The organism is Pseudomonas sp. AC247 (assembly GCF_979258015.1).
In genome coordinates, this window is record NZ_OZ409829.1 from 5,489,104 (window position 1) to 5,504,184 (window position 15,081).

The 15,081-nt window shown below is 60.0% G+C and carries 12 protein-coding genes; 9 read left to right on the forward strand and 3 right to left on the reverse strand.

From position 1 onward, the window contains the following. From tcyN to ACZZ0B_RS24955, 9 genes are all read left to right on the forward strand, one after another. The gene (gene tcyN, locus ACZZ0B_RS24915) at nucleotides 1-750 is read left to right on the forward strand and encodes an L-cystine ABC transporter ATP-binding protein TcyN (RefSeq protein ID WP_008083612.1); all 750 of its coding nucleotides are present in this window, start codon (nucleotides 1-3) and stop codon (nucleotides 748-750) included. Nucleotides 751-1,220: 470 nt separating this feature from the next. Beyond that, nucleotides 1,221-1,985 (forward strand): hypothetical protein, encoded by a 765-nt coding sequence (locus tag ACZZ0B_RS24920; RefSeq protein WP_463546455.1) that lies wholly within the window; start codon nucleotides 1,221-1,223, stop codon nucleotides 1,983-1,985. 394 nt (nucleotides 1,986-2,379) lie between these two features. Then, the gene (locus tag ACZZ0B_RS24925) at nucleotides 2,380-3,621 is read left to right on the forward strand and encodes an SfnB family sulfur acquisition oxidoreductase (protein WP_463546456.1); all 1,242 of its coding nucleotides are present in this window, start codon (nucleotides 2,380-2,382) and stop codon (nucleotides 3,619-3,621) included. Nucleotides 3,622-3,646: 25 nt separating this feature from the next. Further along, a complete protein-coding gene (locus ACZZ0B_RS24930) occupies nucleotides 3,647-4,840 on the forward strand; it encodes an SfnB family sulfur acquisition oxidoreductase (RefSeq protein WP_463546457.1) in 1,194 nt (397 codons plus the stop codon). Then, a complete protein-coding gene (locus tag ACZZ0B_RS24935) occupies nucleotides 4,840-6,198 on the forward strand; it encodes an LLM class flavin-dependent oxidoreductase (protein ID WP_463546458.1) in 1,359 nt (452 codons plus the stop codon). Before ACZZ0B_RS24930 ends, ACZZ0B_RS24935 begins: the two co-directional genes overlap by 1 nt. A 124-nt stretch (nucleotides 6,199-6,322) precedes the next feature. After that, entirely contained in the window at nucleotides 6,323-7,132 is an 810-nt protein-coding gene (locus tag ACZZ0B_RS24940; RefSeq protein WP_463546459.1) for a MetQ/NlpA family ABC transporter substrate-binding protein, read from the forward strand. A gap of 2 nt (nucleotides 7,133-7,134) precedes the next feature. After that, the gene (locus ACZZ0B_RS24945; RefSeq protein ID WP_463546460.1) at nucleotides 7,135-8,256 is read left to right on the forward strand and encodes a methionine ABC transporter ATP-binding protein; all 1,122 of its coding nucleotides are present in this window, start codon (nucleotides 7,135-7,137) and stop codon (nucleotides 8,254-8,256) included. Then, nucleotides 8,246-8,890: a methionine ABC transporter permease gene (locus ACZZ0B_RS24950; protein ID WP_463546461.1), complete on the forward strand. Its 645-nt coding sequence runs from the start codon at nucleotides 8,246-8,248 to the stop codon at nucleotides 8,888-8,890. Before ACZZ0B_RS24945 ends, ACZZ0B_RS24950 begins: the two co-directional genes overlap by 11 nt. 128 nt (nucleotides 8,891-9,018) lie before the next feature. Then, entirely contained in the window at nucleotides 9,019-9,648 is a 630-nt protein-coding gene (locus ACZZ0B_RS24955) for a class I SAM-dependent methyltransferase (protein ID WP_463546462.1), read from the forward strand. 84 nt (nucleotides 9,649-9,732) lie between these two features. On the opposite strand, the gene ACZZ0B_RS24960 is transcribed toward ACZZ0B_RS24955, so the two are convergent. The 3 genes from ACZZ0B_RS24960 to ACZZ0B_RS24970 are packed head-to-tail and all read right to left on the reverse strand — an operon-like array spanning nucleotide 9,733 to nucleotide 14,947. Then, complete coding sequence (locus ACZZ0B_RS24960) at nucleotides 9,733-12,786, reverse strand: efflux RND transporter permease subunit (protein ID WP_440094777.1); 3,054 nt, start codon at nucleotides 12,784-12,786, stop codon at nucleotides 9,733-9,735. After that, a complete protein-coding gene (locus tag ACZZ0B_RS24965; RefSeq protein ID WP_008083593.1) occupies nucleotides 12,783-13,847 on the reverse strand; it encodes an efflux RND transporter periplasmic adaptor subunit in 1,065 nt (354 codons plus the stop codon). Before ACZZ0B_RS24965 ends, ACZZ0B_RS24960 begins: the two co-directional genes overlap by 4 nt. After that, on the reverse strand, nucleotides 13,844-14,947 hold the full coding sequence (locus ACZZ0B_RS24970) for an efflux RND transporter periplasmic adaptor subunit (RefSeq protein ID WP_008083590.1): 1,104 nt from the start codon (nucleotides 14,945-14,947) through the stop codon (nucleotides 13,844-13,846). Before ACZZ0B_RS24970 ends, ACZZ0B_RS24965 begins: the two co-directional genes overlap by 4 nt. Nucleotides 14,948-15,081 lie beyond the last annotated feature (134 nt).

A 15,081-nucleotide genomic window follows, 5' to 3' on the forward strand; every position in this document is an offset into this window, starting at 1 on the left:
ATGATTGTCGTGGAAAAACTGACCAAGCAATTCAAGGGTCAGGTCGTGCTCAACGGCATCGACCTGGAGGTCAAGGAAGGTGAAGTCGTTGCGATCATCGGCCCCAGCGGTTCGGGGAAAACGACGTTCCTGCGCTGCCTGAATTTCCTTGAACAACCCACCAGCGGCCGGATCAAGGTCGGCGATATCGAGATCGATACCAGTCGCCCGCTGAACCAGCAGCAAGCGCTGGTGCGCAACCTGCGCCAACACGTCGGATTCGTGTTCCAGAACTTCAACCTGTTCCCCCATCGCACCGCGCTTGAGAACGTCATCGAAGGCCCGATCGTGGTCAAGAAGATGGCGCGTGAAAAAGCCATTGCCCTGGGTAAAGCGCTGATGGCCAAGGTCGGGCTGGCGGGCAAAGAAGACGCCTATCCGCGTCGTCTCTCCGGCGGTCAGCAACAGCGTGTGGCGATTGCCCGGGCGTTGGCGATGGAACCGGAAGTGATCCTGTTTGACGAGCCGACTTCGGCCCTCGACCCGGAATTGGTCGGCGAAGTGCTGGCGACCATTCGTGGTCTCGCCGAAGAAAAACGCACCATGGTCATCGTCACTCACGAAATGGGTTTTGCCCGTGACGTGGCCAACCGTGTGGTGTTTTTCGACAAAGGCGTGATCGTCGAACAAGGTGAGGCCAAAGCGTTGTTTGCCAACCCGAAAGAAGAGCGTACCCAACAGTTTCTCAGCAAGTTCCTGAATCACGCCTGAGAACTTTTATCTGTACCCGCCACCAACTTCCACGGATGGAAGTTAGGCGATTTATAAAGTCCCCCGCCCCTCACAAACACCATCCCAGCCAATAATGCGCGGCACATATATATGTTCTGCAACAGATATAACTCACTTTAATTTAGTGGCGCACTATCGATCGGTGTGCAAATGGCTGTGCATTGCACGTGATAAAAAATCGCTAAAACTGTAGCCTGTTTCGCCAGCACACCTAGGCAGACTGCCTCATCACTGTAGGAAGCTTCTGATTAAACTGTAATTCCCGGATTAACTAACTCCCTCTATTGACTCCCCTCTCCGCTTCTTCTTATCTAGTCTCCAACCGGCGCACTTAATGAACTCAACAGTCTTTTGATAACAGCAAAACGCATTGTTTTATTGCCTGTTAATTCACGCCTTTTGTTTTTTCAGAAACGGACTTCGTTGCAACGCTTCAAGGAGAGAAACCGATGACTCGCACTTCGCATACCCTCGAGCTGGCAGCGCCGACCCTGGCGCCCGCACAACAAACCGGCATCAACCTGGCAGCGGCGGCGCACCTGCTGGTCGATGTGCCGCCCTATCCCGGTATGGACACGGGGGATCTGATCGAGCTGTTCTGGAACAACTGCTACGTCGCCTCGCACGTATTGACCGCCGAGGACGTCGACCTGGCGGTGAGCCTGCGCGTCCCGGAAAGCTTCGTCATCAGCGGCTCGGCACGCGTTCACTATCGAGTGATGCAGGTCGGCCACGGTCCGGCACTCTCGGCGGCGACGCGCGTACAGATCAAACTCGACTGCCCCGGCGGGCAGCCCTCGGCGCTGTGCGAAGACGAAAACCAACAACTGGCACCTGTGACTTTGCCCGAGACTATTCGCCGTCAGGGCGTGAACCCGAACCAGATCAAACGCGGCGTACCGCTGACCATCGAGCCATACCTGAACATGGCCGAAGACGATGCCATCACCTTGCGCTGGGGCGATGTGCGCATGGATCTGGCGCCGCTGACGGCAACAGATGTCGGATTGCCGATTCAGGTCTGGGTGCCGCCAGCGGTGATTGTCGAAGCGGGCGAAGACCTGCGGCTGGACGTGACCTATTGCGTGATTGATCGGGTCGGCAATAACTCACGCTGGGCGCCGCCACGGGCATTGAAGATTGGATGCGCGAATCCTTATCTGAAAGTGCCGCTGAGGCCGGAGTTCAAGGCCGCCGAATCCCGCAAATATTGACTTCACTCCCCTGTGGCGAGGGGATTTATCCCCGCTCGGCTGCGAAGCAGTCGTAAACCCATAACACGCGGTGTATTTGATGCACCGCGTTGTCTGATTTTGGGGCCGCTTCGCAGCCCAACGGGGATAAATCCCCTCGCCACAGGGATCGCATTGGCGCTTACAAATATTGTTAACCAACCCGACCATCACCCCTTCTATGCATATTCCTAAAAGTTAGTTTATTTAATATTTATACACGCTTAGGGTATATGAACCGGACCACCGGACATTCTTTCGTTCGTCGCACTTTTGCGGCGTTTTTCATGAGATGTGAGGTAGGTAGTATGGTCCGGAACACAATCACCCCAGTGCAGATCGCCAGGGCATTGCGTGCAGCCAAGGAGCGGCACTGATGTCCAGTCTGGCAGACGCAAACGTCCAGTCGGATCTGGACATCGCCCCGTTATTGTTGCCCGCGCAGGTTTTGCGCAACGACGCCCAAGCCATCAAGGCTGCCCATGAACTGGCGCAAGTCGCCCGCCTGCAGGCCGCCAAGCGCGATCGTCAGCGCAAGCTGCCATGGTCGGAAATCGAACAGTTCACTCGCAGCGGCCTGGGCAGCATTGCCATCCCGCGTGAATACGGCGGCCCGCAGGTTTCATTCGTGACGCTGGCCGAGGTGTTCGCGATCATTTCCGCCGCCGACCCGGCGCTGGGACAGATCCCGCAGAACCAGTTCGGCATCATCAATCTGGTGCTCGGCAGCGCCACCGAAGCGCAGAAAAAGCAGCTGTTCCAGAGCGTTCTGGAAGGCTGGCGCATCGGCAATGCCGGCCCGGAACGCGGCACCAAAAACACCCTGGAATTGAAAGCGCGGATCACCGCCGACGGCGACGATTACGTGATCAATGGCCAGAAGTTTTACTCCACTGGCGCGCTGTTTGCGCACTGGGTGGCGGTGAAAGCGCTCAACGATGACGGCAAGCAAGTGCTGGCCTTCGTCCGTCGCGGCACGCCGGGTTTGCGCATCGTCGATGACTGGTCGGGTTTCGGCCAGCGCACCACCGCCAGCGGCACGATTTTGCTGAACAACGTTCGGGTCGAATCGAGCCTGGTCGTCGACAACTGGAAGATCAACGAAATCCCGAACACCCAAGGCGCGGTGTCGCAGCTGATTCAGGCAGCGATCGACGCCGGCATCGCCCGTGGCGCCATCGATGACGCCATCGAGTTCGTCAAAACCCGCGCCCGGCCATGGATCGATGCCAAGGTCGAGCGGGCCAGCGATGACCTCTACGTGATCGCCGACATCGGCAAACTGAAAATCGAACTGCACGCCGCCGAAGCGCTGCTGCGCACGGCCGGCAAAGTCCTTGATCAGGTGCACGCAGCGCCGCTCACCGCCGAATCCGCCGCGCGCGCTTCGATTGCCGTGGCCGAAGCGAAAGTGCTGACCACCGAGATTTCCTTACTCGCCAGCGAAAAACTGTTCGAACTGGCCGGCAGCCGCGCGACCCTCGCCGAATTCAACCTCGACCGTCACTGGCGCAACGCCCGCGTGCACACCTTGCACGACCCGGTGCGCTGGAAATATCACGCGGTCGGCGCTTATCGCCTCAACGGCACTTTGCCGGCTCGCCATTCCTGGATCTGACGACCAGACATCTGGAGAAAAAAGCATGACTCTTTCCCATCACGTCGCGGTCATCACCAGCGATGAGCAAGCCCTGATTGTCGCCAGCGACCTGGCCGAAGATTTCAAACGCGACAGCGCCGTGCGCGACCGCGAACGACGCCTGCCACTGCCGGAACTCGACGTGTTTTCCCGCTCGGGCCTATGGGGCATCAGCGTGCCCAAGGAATACGGCGGCGCTGGCGTGTCCAACGTGACCCTGGCCAAAGTCATCGCCCTGATCGCTCAGGCTGATGGCTCGCTCGGGCAGATTCCACAGAACCATTTTTATGCGCTGGAAGTGCTGCGGGTAAACGGCAGCCACGCGCAAAAACAACGGCTATACGCCGAAGTACTCGCCGGGCAACGCTTCGGTAATGCGCTGGCGGAACTGGGCACCAAAACCGCTCACGACCGCGTCACCAGCCTCAAGCGCGACGGCGACGGTTATCGCATCAACGGTCGCAAGTTCTATGCGACCGGCGCGATTTACGCGCAGCGCATTCCGACCTCGGTTGTTGATGAAAACGGCGTGCAGCAACTGGCCTTCGTCCCGCGCGACAGCCAAGGCCTGACCGTGATCGACGATTGGAGCGGCTTTGGTCAGCGCACCACCGGCAGCGGTTCGGTGGTGTTCGAAGACGTCTACGTTGCGGCTGAAGACGTGTTGCCATTCCAGAGCGCCTTCGAACGCCCGACCACCGTTGGCCCGTTGGCGCAGATCCTTCACGCCGCCATCGACACCGGCATCGCCCGCGCCGCGTACGAAGACGCGTTGCATTTTGTGCGCAGCAAAACCCGGCCGTGGATCGATTCCGGCAATGACAAAGCCACCGAAGATCCTCTGACACTGAAAAGCTTCGGCCACTTGAGCATTCGTCTGCACGCCACCGAAGCCTTACTCGAACGCGCTGGCGAATTTCTCGACGCTGCACAAGCCGAGAGCAATGCCGAAACTGTCGCTGCGGCATCGATTGCCGTCGCCGAAACCCGCGCGATCAGCACTGAAACTTCCCTAGCCGCCGGCAGCACATTATTCGAACTGGCCGGCAGCCAAGCCACACTGATCGAGCACGGTCTCGACCGTCACTGGCGCAACGCCCGCGTGCACACCTTGCACGATCCGGTGCGCTGGAAATATCACGCGGTGGGCAATTATTACCTCAACGATGAAAACCCTCCGCTGCGAGGGACGATCTGATGAGCGCGGCGAAAAAGAAGATCCTGCTCAACGCGTTCAACATGAACTGCATTGGCCATATCAATCACGGCTTGTGGACGCATCCGCGCGACACCTCAACGCGCTACAACACCATTGAATATTGGACTGAACTGGCGCAATTGCTGGAGCGCGGGTTGTTCGACGGGTTGTTCATCGCCGACATCGTCGGCGTGTACGACGTCTACCAGAACTCGGTTGATGTGCCGCTGAAAGAGTCGATCCAGTTGCCGGTCAACGACCCGCTGCTGCTGGTTTCAGCCATGGCCGCCGTGACCAAAAACCTCGGCTTCGGCCTCACCGCTAACCTCACCTACGAGCCGCCGTATCTGTTCGCCCGCCGCATGTCGACGCTCGATCATCTGAGTCGCGGACGCGTGGGCTGGAACATCGTCACCGGTTATCTGGACAGCGCCGCGAAAGCCATGGGCCTCAGCGAACAAGTCGAGCATGACCGTCGTTACGATCAGGCCGATGAGTACCTGGAAGTGCTCTACAAACTCTGGGAAGGCAGCTGGGAAAACGGCGCAGTGCTCAACGACCGCGAACAGCGGATCTACGCGCAGCCGGAGAAAGTGCACAAGGTCGAGCACAAGGGCGAGTTCTATCAGGTCGAGGGTTATCACCTCTGCGAGCCGTCACCGCAGCGCACGCCGGTGTTGTTTCAGGCCGGCAGTTCCGATCGCGGTTTGCTCTTCGCCGGGCGTCATGCCGAGTGCGTGTTCATCAGCGGCCAGAACAAACCGTCGACCAAGGTTCAGGTCGACAAGGTGCGCGCCAGCGCGGTTGAAGCGGGGCGCAATCCTGAGGACATCAAGGTGTTCATGGGCCTCAATGTGATCGTCGGCGCGACTGAAGAAGCGGCGTGGGCCAAGCACGCCGAGTACCTGAGCTACGCGAGTGCCGAGGCCGGCGTGGCGCATTTTTCCGCGTCGACCGGCATCGACTTTTCTCAGTACGAAATCGACGAACCGATCCAGTACGTGAAGAGCAACGCCATTCAATCGGCGACGAAAAACCTGCAGAACAACGATTGGACCCGGCGCAAATTGCTCGACCAGCACGCCCTCGGTGGCCGCTACATCACCGTGGTCGGTTCGCCTCAGCAAGTGGCGGATGAGCTGGAGTCGTGGATCGCCGAAACCGGTCTCGATGGTTTCAATTTGACCCGGATTGTTACCCCGGAAAGCTATGTCGATTTCATTGAGCTGGTGATTCCGGAGCTGCAGCGACGTGGCTCGTACAAGACCGCGTATGACAGCGGCAGCTTGCGCGAGAAGCTGTTTCATGGGGAGGCGCAGCTTCCCAAGCAACACACCGGCTCTTCGTACCGCCGCTAAAAGCATCGCTGGCAAGCCAGCTCCCACAAGGTTCTGTGGCGTTCACAAAACCTGTGGGAGCTGGCTTGCCAGCGATGAAGCCGCAACAGACACCAAAAATTCATGCACTGACTGGAAAACCATCATGACCAAGAAAACCCTGTCCCACCCAGTCAAAGCACTGGCCCTGGCCCTCGGCCTGTTCAGCTCGACAATCTTCGCCGCCGACGCCCCACTGAAAATCGGCACCACCGCCGCCTTCGCCATCCCGCTGGAAGCCGCCGTCGAAGAGGCCTCCAAACAAGGCCTGAAAGTCGAGCTGGTGGAGTTCACCGACTGGATTGCACCGAACGTCAGCCTCGCCGCCGGCGACATCGATGTGAACTACTTTCAGCACATCCCGTTCCTCGAAAACGCCAGGGCTGCGTCAGGTTTCGACCTGGTGCCGTTCGCGCCGGGGATCATCAACAACGTCGGCCTCTACTCGAAAAAATACAAAAGCTTTGATGAGCTGCCAGAAGGCGCCAGCGTCGCCATCGCCAACGACCCGATCAACAGCGGCCGTGGTCTGCAATTGCTGGCCAAGGCCGGTTTGATCACGCTGAAACCGGGCGTCGGCTACAAGGCCACCGAAGACGACATCATCGCCAACCCGAAGAAAATCAAGATTCTGCAAGTCGAAGCCGTGCAACTGGTACGTGCCTATGACGACGCCGATCTGGTCCAGGGTTATCCGGCCTACATTCGCTTGGCGAAGACCTTCGATGCCGGTTCCGCGCTGCTCTTCGACGGCCTCGACCACAAGGAATACGTGATCCAGTTCGTCATCCAGCCGAAGAGCAAAACCGACCCGCGCCTGATCAAATTCGTCGACATCTACCAGCATTCGCCGGCCGTTCGTGCAGCGCTGGATAAGGCCCACGGCAAGCTGTATCAAGCCGGTTGGGAAAGCTGAGCATGACGGCCGCGATCCAACGGCGACTGGATATTCCAGAGCCACACAATGCTGAAAAAACCGAACTGCATCCGGAACTGAATCGCGCTCATGTGCGCTTCATCGGGCTGGGCAAAACCTACAACGGTCGACAAGGCCCGGTCGCCGCGTTGCAAGGCATTGATCTGGCGATTCAGCGCGGTGAAGTGTTCGGCATCATCGGCCGCAGTGGCGCCGGCAAGTCGTCGCTGATCCGCACGATCAATCGCCTGGAACAACCGACTTCGGGGCGGGTGCTGATTGATCAGATCGACATCGGCGAGTTCGATGAAGACCGCCTCGTGGCGCTGCGTCGACGCATCGGCATGATCTTCCAGCACTTCAATCTGATGTCGGCCAAGACCGTTTGGCAGAACGTCGAACTGCCGCTGAAAGTCGCTGGCGTTCCCAAAGAGCAACGCGATAAAAAAGTTCGCGAATTGCTCGAACTGGTCGGCCTGCAAGAAAAGCACAAAGCCTATCCGGCGCAGCTTTCCGGCGGGCAGAAACAGCGCGTCGGCATCGCCCGCGCACTGGTGCATGACCCCGATATCTTGCTCTGCGACGAGGCCACTTCGGCGCTCGACCCGGAGACCACCCAGTCGATCCTCGGCCTGCTGCGCGAGATCAACCAACGCCTGGGCCTGACCATCGTGCTGATCACTCACGAAATGGCGGTGATCCGCGAAATCTGTGACCGCGTCGTCGTGCTTGAGCATGGCCGCGTCGTCGAGCAAGGCCCGGTGTGGGAAGTGTTCGGCAATCCGCAGCACGAGGTCAGCCAGACCTTGCTCGCGCCGTTGCAGCACGCCTTGCCGGAAGAATTGCAGAGCCGTTTGCACCCGCAGCCGCCCTCCTCCGACGCAGCCGTGGTGCTGCGTTTGCAGTTCACCGGCAGCGCCCGCGACGAACCGGATCTGGCCGCGCTGTTCACCGCTCTCGGCGGCCGGGTGAAGCTGCTGCAGGGCGGCGTCGAACGGATTCAGGGGCACGCGCTGGGGCAACTGCTGTTAGCCGTCAGCGGCTCAGCGTCAAGCGCCGAGCAATTGCGCGAGCGTGCCACGCCATGGGCGCAACGAGTGGAGGTATTGGGTTATGTGGCTTGATCGCTTGTGGCAGGGGTTTATCGACACGTTTCTGATGGTCGGTGTGTCGTCGCTGATCGCCCTGCTGATGGGCATTCCGATGGCGGTGATTCTGGTCACCAGCGACAAGGGCGGGATCTACGAAGCGCCGGTGCTGAACCGCGCGCTGGGCGCGTTCGTGAACCTGTTTCGCTCGATCCCGTTTCTGATTCTGATGGTCGCGCTGATTCCGTTTACCCGGTTGATTGTCGGGACAACGTATGGCGTCTGGGCGGCCGTGGTGCCGCTGACGATCGCGGCGACGCCGTTCTTTGCGCGGATTGCCGAAGTGAGTCTGCGTGAGGTCGATCATGGTTTGATCGAGGCGGCGCAGGCGATGGGATGCCGGCGTTGGCACATTGTCTGGCATGTGCTGTTGCCTGAGGCGCTGCCGGGGATTGTGGGCGGGTTCACGATTACGCTGGTGACGATGATCAACTCTTCGGCGATGGCCGGGGCGATTGGTGCGGGTGGGCTGGGGGATATCGCTTACCGCTACGGCTATCAGCGCTTTGACAGCCAGATCATGTTGACGGTGATCGTGTTGCTGGTGGCGTTGGTGGCGCTGATTCAGTTGGGTGGGGATCGGTTGGCGCGGGGGTTGAACAAGCGCTGAGGCAAGATCAAAAGATCGCAGCCTGCGGCAGCTCCTACATAGGCAACACATTCCAATGTAGGAGCTGCCGCAGGCTACGATCTTTTCGCTTATAGTCGGCACATCTTTACCTGAACGTGCAGCCGACCATGAAGCAAACCCCCACCGACCTCGAGCAGATCACCGCCACCACCCTCGGCCATTACAACTCGGTGGCCGCAGACTTCCGTGAAGGCACCCGCGATCACGATGTCAGCCAGAACATCGATGCATTGTTGCGACATATTCAGGGCACGGCGCCGTTGACGATTCTCGATTTCGGTTGCGGGCCGGGCCGGGATTTGCAGACGTTCACGCGCATGGGTCACGTTGCGGTCGGGCTGGACGGTTCGCAGGAATTTGCGCGGATGGCGCGCGAGGACAGTGGCTGTGAGGTGTTGCAGCAGGACTTTCTGAAGCTGGATCTGCCGGCTGAACGCTTTGACGGGATTTTTGCCAATGCGGTGCTGTTTCATGTGCCGTTGCAGGAGTTGCCGCGAGTGCTCAAGCAATTGCATGGCGCGTTGAAGCCCGGTGGGGTGTTGTTCAGTTCGAATCCGCGTGGGGACAACCGTGAGGGCTGGAACGGGCCACGGTATGGCTCGTATCACGATCTGGAGGCGTGGCGCGGGTTGTTGACGGCAGCGGGGTTTGTCGAGCTGGAGCATTACTTCCGGCCGGCGGGGCTGCCGCGCGAGCAGCAGCCTTGGTTGGCCAGTGTCTGGCGGCGTGTGGGTTGAAGAGCAAAAGATCGCAGCCTGCGGCAGCTCCTACATGGGGTGATATGTAGGAACTGCCGCAGGCTGCGATCTTTTGCTTTTGCCTTAGGCCGCGTCTTTTTTCGGTTCGCGAATCTTGTACCAGGCCACATACAGCGCCGGCAGGAACAGCAGCGTCAGTAACGTCGCAATCACGATCCCGCCAATCATCGCGTAGGCCATCGGCCCCCAGAACACTTCCCGGGCAATCGGGATCATGCCCATGCTCGCCGCCGCAGCGGTCAGCAGGATCGGTCGGCGGCGGTGCTCGGTGGCTTCCACCACCGCGTCCCACGGTTCATAACCCTTCTTCTCGTACTCATCGATCTGCGTCACCAGAATCACCGAGTTACGGATGATGATGCCGATCAGCGCCAGAATCCCCAGAATCGCCACAAAGCCCATCGGCGTGCCCGTCGGCACCAGCGCCAGCACCACGCCGATCAGCCCCAGCGGCGCGACACTCGCGACGAGGAACATCTTCTGCACGCTGTGCAACTGGATCATCAGGAAGGTCGCCATCAGAAACAGCATCAGCGGCAGCACCTTGGCAATCGGCCCCTGGGCCTTGCCGCTTTCCTCGACCGTACCGCCGGTGGCGACTTTGTAACCGACCGGCAGCTTGGCGGCGAAGGCGTCAATCGACGGCTTGAGGACTTTCACCAGGTCGGTCGGCTGGATTTCGTCACGCACCGAGGCCTTGATGGTGATGGTCGGCAACCGGTCGCGACGCCACACCAGCGGCTGCTCCAGTTCATAGCGCACAGTGGCGAATGCCAATAGCGGAATCGACGTGCCGCTCGGCGTGACGATCTGCAGATTCTGCAGGGTTTCCGGTGTACCGCGTTCGGAATCCACCGCGCGCCCGACCACATTGATCAGGTAGATGTCGTCATCGACCTGAGTCAACGGCGAGCCACTGACGATGCTGTTCATCAGGTTGGCGACGTCTTCGGACGACAACCCGAGCTGGCGCGCCTTGTCCTGTGCAATATCGATGCGCAGGACTTTGCCCGGCTCGTTCCAGTCGTAAATGATCTCGCCGATGTGCGAGTTCTTGTCCAGTTCGGTGGCGAGGTCGATGGCGTGCTTGCGCACCTGATCGATGTCCTTGCCGCTGACCCGGTACTGGATCGGACGCCCCACCGGTGGGCCCATTTCCAGCGCCTGAACGTAACTGCCGATGCCGACAAACTCCTTGTGCAGGCGCTCGCGCAGGCGTTGGCTCAAGGCCTCGCGAGCTTCGAAGTCTTTACTGACGATGACCAGTTGCGCGTAGTAAGGGTTTTGCAATTGCTGGTCGAGGGGCAGGTAGAAACGGATCGCGCCCTGACCGATGTAAGTGCTCCAGCGCACGATGTCCGGGTCACCCTTGAGGGTTTCTTCAAGCTTGTCGACAGCCTTGCGGGTCTCATCGATCGAGGCGTTTTGTGGCAGGTTCAGGTCGACCAGGATTTCCGGGCGGTCGGAAGATGGAAAGAACTGATTCTGTACAAAACGCATGCAGAAAATCGACAGCGCAAACAGCAGCACGGTAAAGCCGATTGCCCACCAGCGGTTGCGCATGGCCCACAGCAAACCGCCATTGAACGCACGCCCGACACGCCCCGGCTCGGCGGAATGGGGTTTCACGTTGGCACTGAGGATGTGCACACCAATCACCGGCGCAAAGAACACCGCCACCACCCACGACACGAGCATCGCCACAGCGATCACCGCAAACAGCGTGTAGGTGTACTCGCCGGCCGAGCTGGCGTTGAGGCCGATCGGCACAAAACCGGCGACGGTCACCAGCGTACCGGTGAGCATCGGGAACGCCGTCGAGGTGTAGGCGAACGTTGCCGCCTGCTCTTTGGTCTCGCCCATTTCCAGGCGCGTGACCATCATCTCCACGGTGATCATCGCGTCGTCCACCAGCAGGCCGAGGGCGATGATCAACGCGCCGAGGGAAATCCGCTGCATGGTGATGCCGCTGTATTCCATGTACACAAACACCATGGCCAGCACCAACGGGATCGAGCACGCCACCACCAGTCCGGCGCGCACGCCGAGGCTGATAAAGCTCACCACCAGTACGATGATTACAGCTTCGAACAGCGCGCTGGTAAAGCCGCCAACGGCTTCTTCGACCACCACGGCCTGATCGGAAACGGTGTGCACGCCAACACCGACCGGTAAATCGGCAGTGAGTTGGTCGATACGTTCGTGCAACGCTTTACCGAACGCCTGAACGTTGCCGCCCTTCTGCATGGCAATGGCCAGGCCGATCGCCGGCTTGCCGTCGAAGCGGAACTCCGGTGTCGCCGGGTCGACGTAACCACGACTGATCTCAGCAATGTCGGCCAGACGATAAAAACGATCATTGAGCTTGAGATTGACCTCGGCGAGGTCCTTTTCCGAGGCGAACTGCCCCGAGGTGCGCACGGAAATCCGCTCGGGACCGGCCTCGATCACCCCGGCCGGGGTTACGGCGTTCTGCGATTGCAGGCTCTGCACCACCTGACGCTGATCGATGCCCAGCGCGGCGAGTTTGCGCGTGGAGAAGTTCAGGTAGATCACTTCGTCCTGCTGGCCGACCATTTCGATCTTGCCCAGCCCCGGCACGTTGCGGATCTCGGCTCGCGCCTGCTCCACATAGTCGCGCAGCTGGCGCATGGTCAGTCCGTCGGCGGTAAACGCATACACGGAACCGAAGACATCGCCGAACTCGTCGTTGAACCCCGGCCCCTGAATACCCTGAGGAAACTGCCCGCGAATGTCGTCAATCTTCTTGCGCACCTGGTACCAGATTTCCGGAATGTCCTTGGCGCTGGTGGTGTCGCGCAGGTACACGTACACCGTCGATTCGCCGGGGCGCGTGTAGCTTTTCACGTAGTCGAGGGAGTCCAGCTCTTCGAGTTTTTTCTCGATGCGATCGGTGACCTGCTTGAGGGTTTCTTCCTGGGTCGCGCCCGGCCATTTGGTCTGGATGACCATGGTCTTGATGGTGAACGAGGGGTCTTCTTCGCGTCCGAGGTTGAAGTACGAGAACACTCCCATGAGCAATCCGACGAACATCAGATACCAGACGAAAGACTGATGCTTGAGGGCCCATTCGGAGAGGTTGAAAGAGCCTTTCATTGACTGTCCTCGTCAAGTTTCACGGATTGTCCGGGTTTGAGACTATTGACGCCGGCGCTGACCACACGCTCGCCGTTCTTCACCCCGCCGGCCAGCACCACGGTGCTGTCGGTGCGGCTGATGACGCTGACGTCGCGAGGGCTGACGGTTTTGTTTTGTGTGTCGATCACCCAGATGCGCGGCTTGCCGTCGACCTCCTGCAGCGCCGTGGCGGGCAATTCGATACGCGGTTTGATCGCCGAACTGAGGGTCACGCTGATCGCCGTGCCGAGACGGAAACCGTCCGGCGTATCCGCCAGGGTCAGCCGCGCGCGACGGGTGCGCGTGGCGCTCTGGGCCTGCGGTTCGATCTCGCGAATGACGGCGGTGGTGTTGATGCTCGGATCAAGTTGCGCCGCCACCGAAAACACCACGTCGCTGGGGATCTGATCGACCAGGGTGTCGGGCAGATCGATCACCGCCTCCTTGATGTCCGGTTGCGCCAGCGTCACCACTTGCTGGCCGGCGGTGACCACCTGCCCGGCTTCGGCATTCCATGCAGTGACCACGGCTTTATGGTCGGAACGCAGTTCGGTGTAGCCGAGTTGATCCTTGCTCTGATTGACCGCAGCGCGAGCCTGATCGAGCGACGCCTGGGTGGTTTTCAAGTCGGTATTGGCGACGTCCAGTTGCGCCTGCGCGCCAACACCGCGATCGAACAGCGCCTGCTGGCGACGAGCGTTAGCCTGAGCGTTGATCAATTGCGCCTGGATTTTCGCCAGATCGCCCTGAGCCGAGCGCAACTGATTCTGCTGATCCGACGGGTCGAGGGTGGCGAGCAACGTGCCCTTCTCGACCTCGGCACCGACATCGACATTACGGCTGGCGATACGGCCACCGACGCGGAATCCGGTGTTGCTTTCGTATCGGGCCTGAATGCTGCCGGCAAAGCGCCCGAGGCTTTCTTCGCTCAACGCTTCGACCGTCACCGACAACACCGGGCGAACCGGCTCGGGCGGCGGTTCTTTCTTCGAGCAGGCCGCCAGCAACACCGCCATGGGCAATAGCCAAAGACGCTTCATGGCTGGGCTCCCGGTTGCAGATCCTTGTAGGTGTTTTCGGCGATCTCGACTTTCATCCCCGGGTGCAACAATTGCCCGCCGGCGACGATGACTTTCTCGCCGCCCTTCAGGCCTTCGCTGATGATGACTTTGCCGGTCAGGTAACGGCCGACCGTGACCGTGTGCAATTGCGCTTCGCCGTTGTCGTCGACCATCCACACTGCGGGGTCGCTGATGTTTTTGGTCAGTGCCGACCACGGCAATTCGACGGCTGATTTACCGGTGCCCTTGGCGGTGGCGCTGACCACCGAACCGAGCTGCATGCCCGGCGGCAGTTTGTCGAGGGTGACTTTGACTTGCACGGTGCCCGATTGCGCGGATACCGCCGGGGTGACTTCACGCACGGTGCCAGTCGTTTTGATCTCGGGATTGTCGAGCAGGCTGACGGTGATCTTGTTATCCGTGGGACGCTCGGCAAGCAGCGACTCATAGACGTTGAACACTGCGTCGCGGTCGCCATCGCGGGCCAGACTGAAAATCGGCGCGGTGGCCTGCACCACTTGGCCAACTTCGGCCTGGCGCTCGGTGATCACGCCCGGCGCATCGGCGATCAGCGCGGTGTAGCTGAGTTGATCCTTGGCATTGGCCAGTTGCGCCTGCGCCGCGCTCAAGGCGCTCTGACTGCTGCGCAAGGCGGCTTGCGCGGAATCGTATTCGCTCTGGCTGGTGTAGCCCTTGGGCAAAAGTTTTTGCTGACGGACGAACGCCGCTGCGCTCTGCTTCACCCGCGCCTGTTCGGCGACCACTTGGGCTTGAGCGGAATCGACATTGGTCTGCAAGTCCTTGGGATCGAGCTTGGCGAGTACCTGTTTGGCCGTGACCCGGTCACCGACGTCGACCATGCGCTGGATGATCTTGCCGCCGACACGGAAGGACAATTCAGTTTGCACGCGTGCCTGCACATCACCGGTCAAGGTCACCGAAGCCGCGTAATCCGTAGGTTTGACTTCCTGTACGAAGACCCTCGGCAAGTATTCCTCAGGGGCTTTTTTCTCGCCGCAGGCGGTCAGCAGGGTGAACAGACTCAGCATGACCGCTGTTTTCAATCCGGGACTCACCATGCAGACTCCTTCCTGTGTACGAACGTGCAAGTGACGATACGACTGTGAGCTTAGAACAGGGTTCCGCCTTCGCCTGCGCGATCACAACATTTCCCTGTAGGAGCTGCCGCAGGCTGCGATTTTTTGATGTTGTT

Bases quoted from the DNA above. Each gene is read 5' to 3' on its own strand.
- tcyN (WP_008083612.1), top strand. From the start codon at position 1: ATGATTGTCGTGGAAAAACTGACCAAGCAATTCAAGGGTCAGGTCGTG.
- ACZZ0B_RS24920 (WP_463546455.1), top strand. From the start codon at position 1,221: ATGACTCGCACTTCGCATACCCTCGAGCTGGCAGCGCCGACCCTGGCG.
- ACZZ0B_RS24925 (WP_463546456.1), top strand. From the start codon at position 2,380: ATGTCCAGTCTGGCAGACGCAAACGTCCAGTCGGATCTGGACATCGCC.
- ACZZ0B_RS24930 (WP_463546457.1), top strand. From the start codon at position 3,647: ATGACTCTTTCCCATCACGTCGCGGTCATCACCAGCGATGAGCAAGCC.
- ACZZ0B_RS24935 (WP_463546458.1), top strand. From the start codon at position 4,840: ATGAGCGCGGCGAAAAAGAAGATCCTGCTCAACGCGTTCAACATGAAC.
- ACZZ0B_RS24940 (WP_463546459.1), top strand. From the start codon at position 6,323: ATGACCAAGAAAACCCTGTCCCACCCAGTCAAAGCACTGGCCCTGGCC.
- ACZZ0B_RS24945 (WP_463546460.1), top strand. From the start codon at position 7,135: ATGACGGCCGCGATCCAACGGCGACTGGATATTCCAGAGCCACACAAT.
- ACZZ0B_RS24950 (WP_463546461.1), top strand. From the start codon at position 8,246: ATGTGGCTTGATCGCTTGTGGCAGGGGTTTATCGACACGTTTCTGATG.
- ACZZ0B_RS24955 (WP_463546462.1), top strand. From the start codon at position 9,019: ATGAAGCAAACCCCCACCGACCTCGAGCAGATCACCGCCACCACCCTC.
- ACZZ0B_RS24960 (WP_440094777.1), bottom strand. From the start codon at position 12,786: ATGAAAGGCTCTTTCAACCTCTCCGAATGGGCCCTCAAGCATCAGTCT.
- ACZZ0B_RS24965 (WP_008083593.1), bottom strand. From the start codon at position 13,847: ATGAAGCGTCTTTGGCTATTGCCCATGGCGGTGTTGCTGGCGGCCTGC.
- ACZZ0B_RS24970 (WP_008083590.1), bottom strand. From the start codon at position 14,947: ATGGTGAGTCCCGGATTGAAAACAGCGGTCATGCTGAGTCTGTTCACC.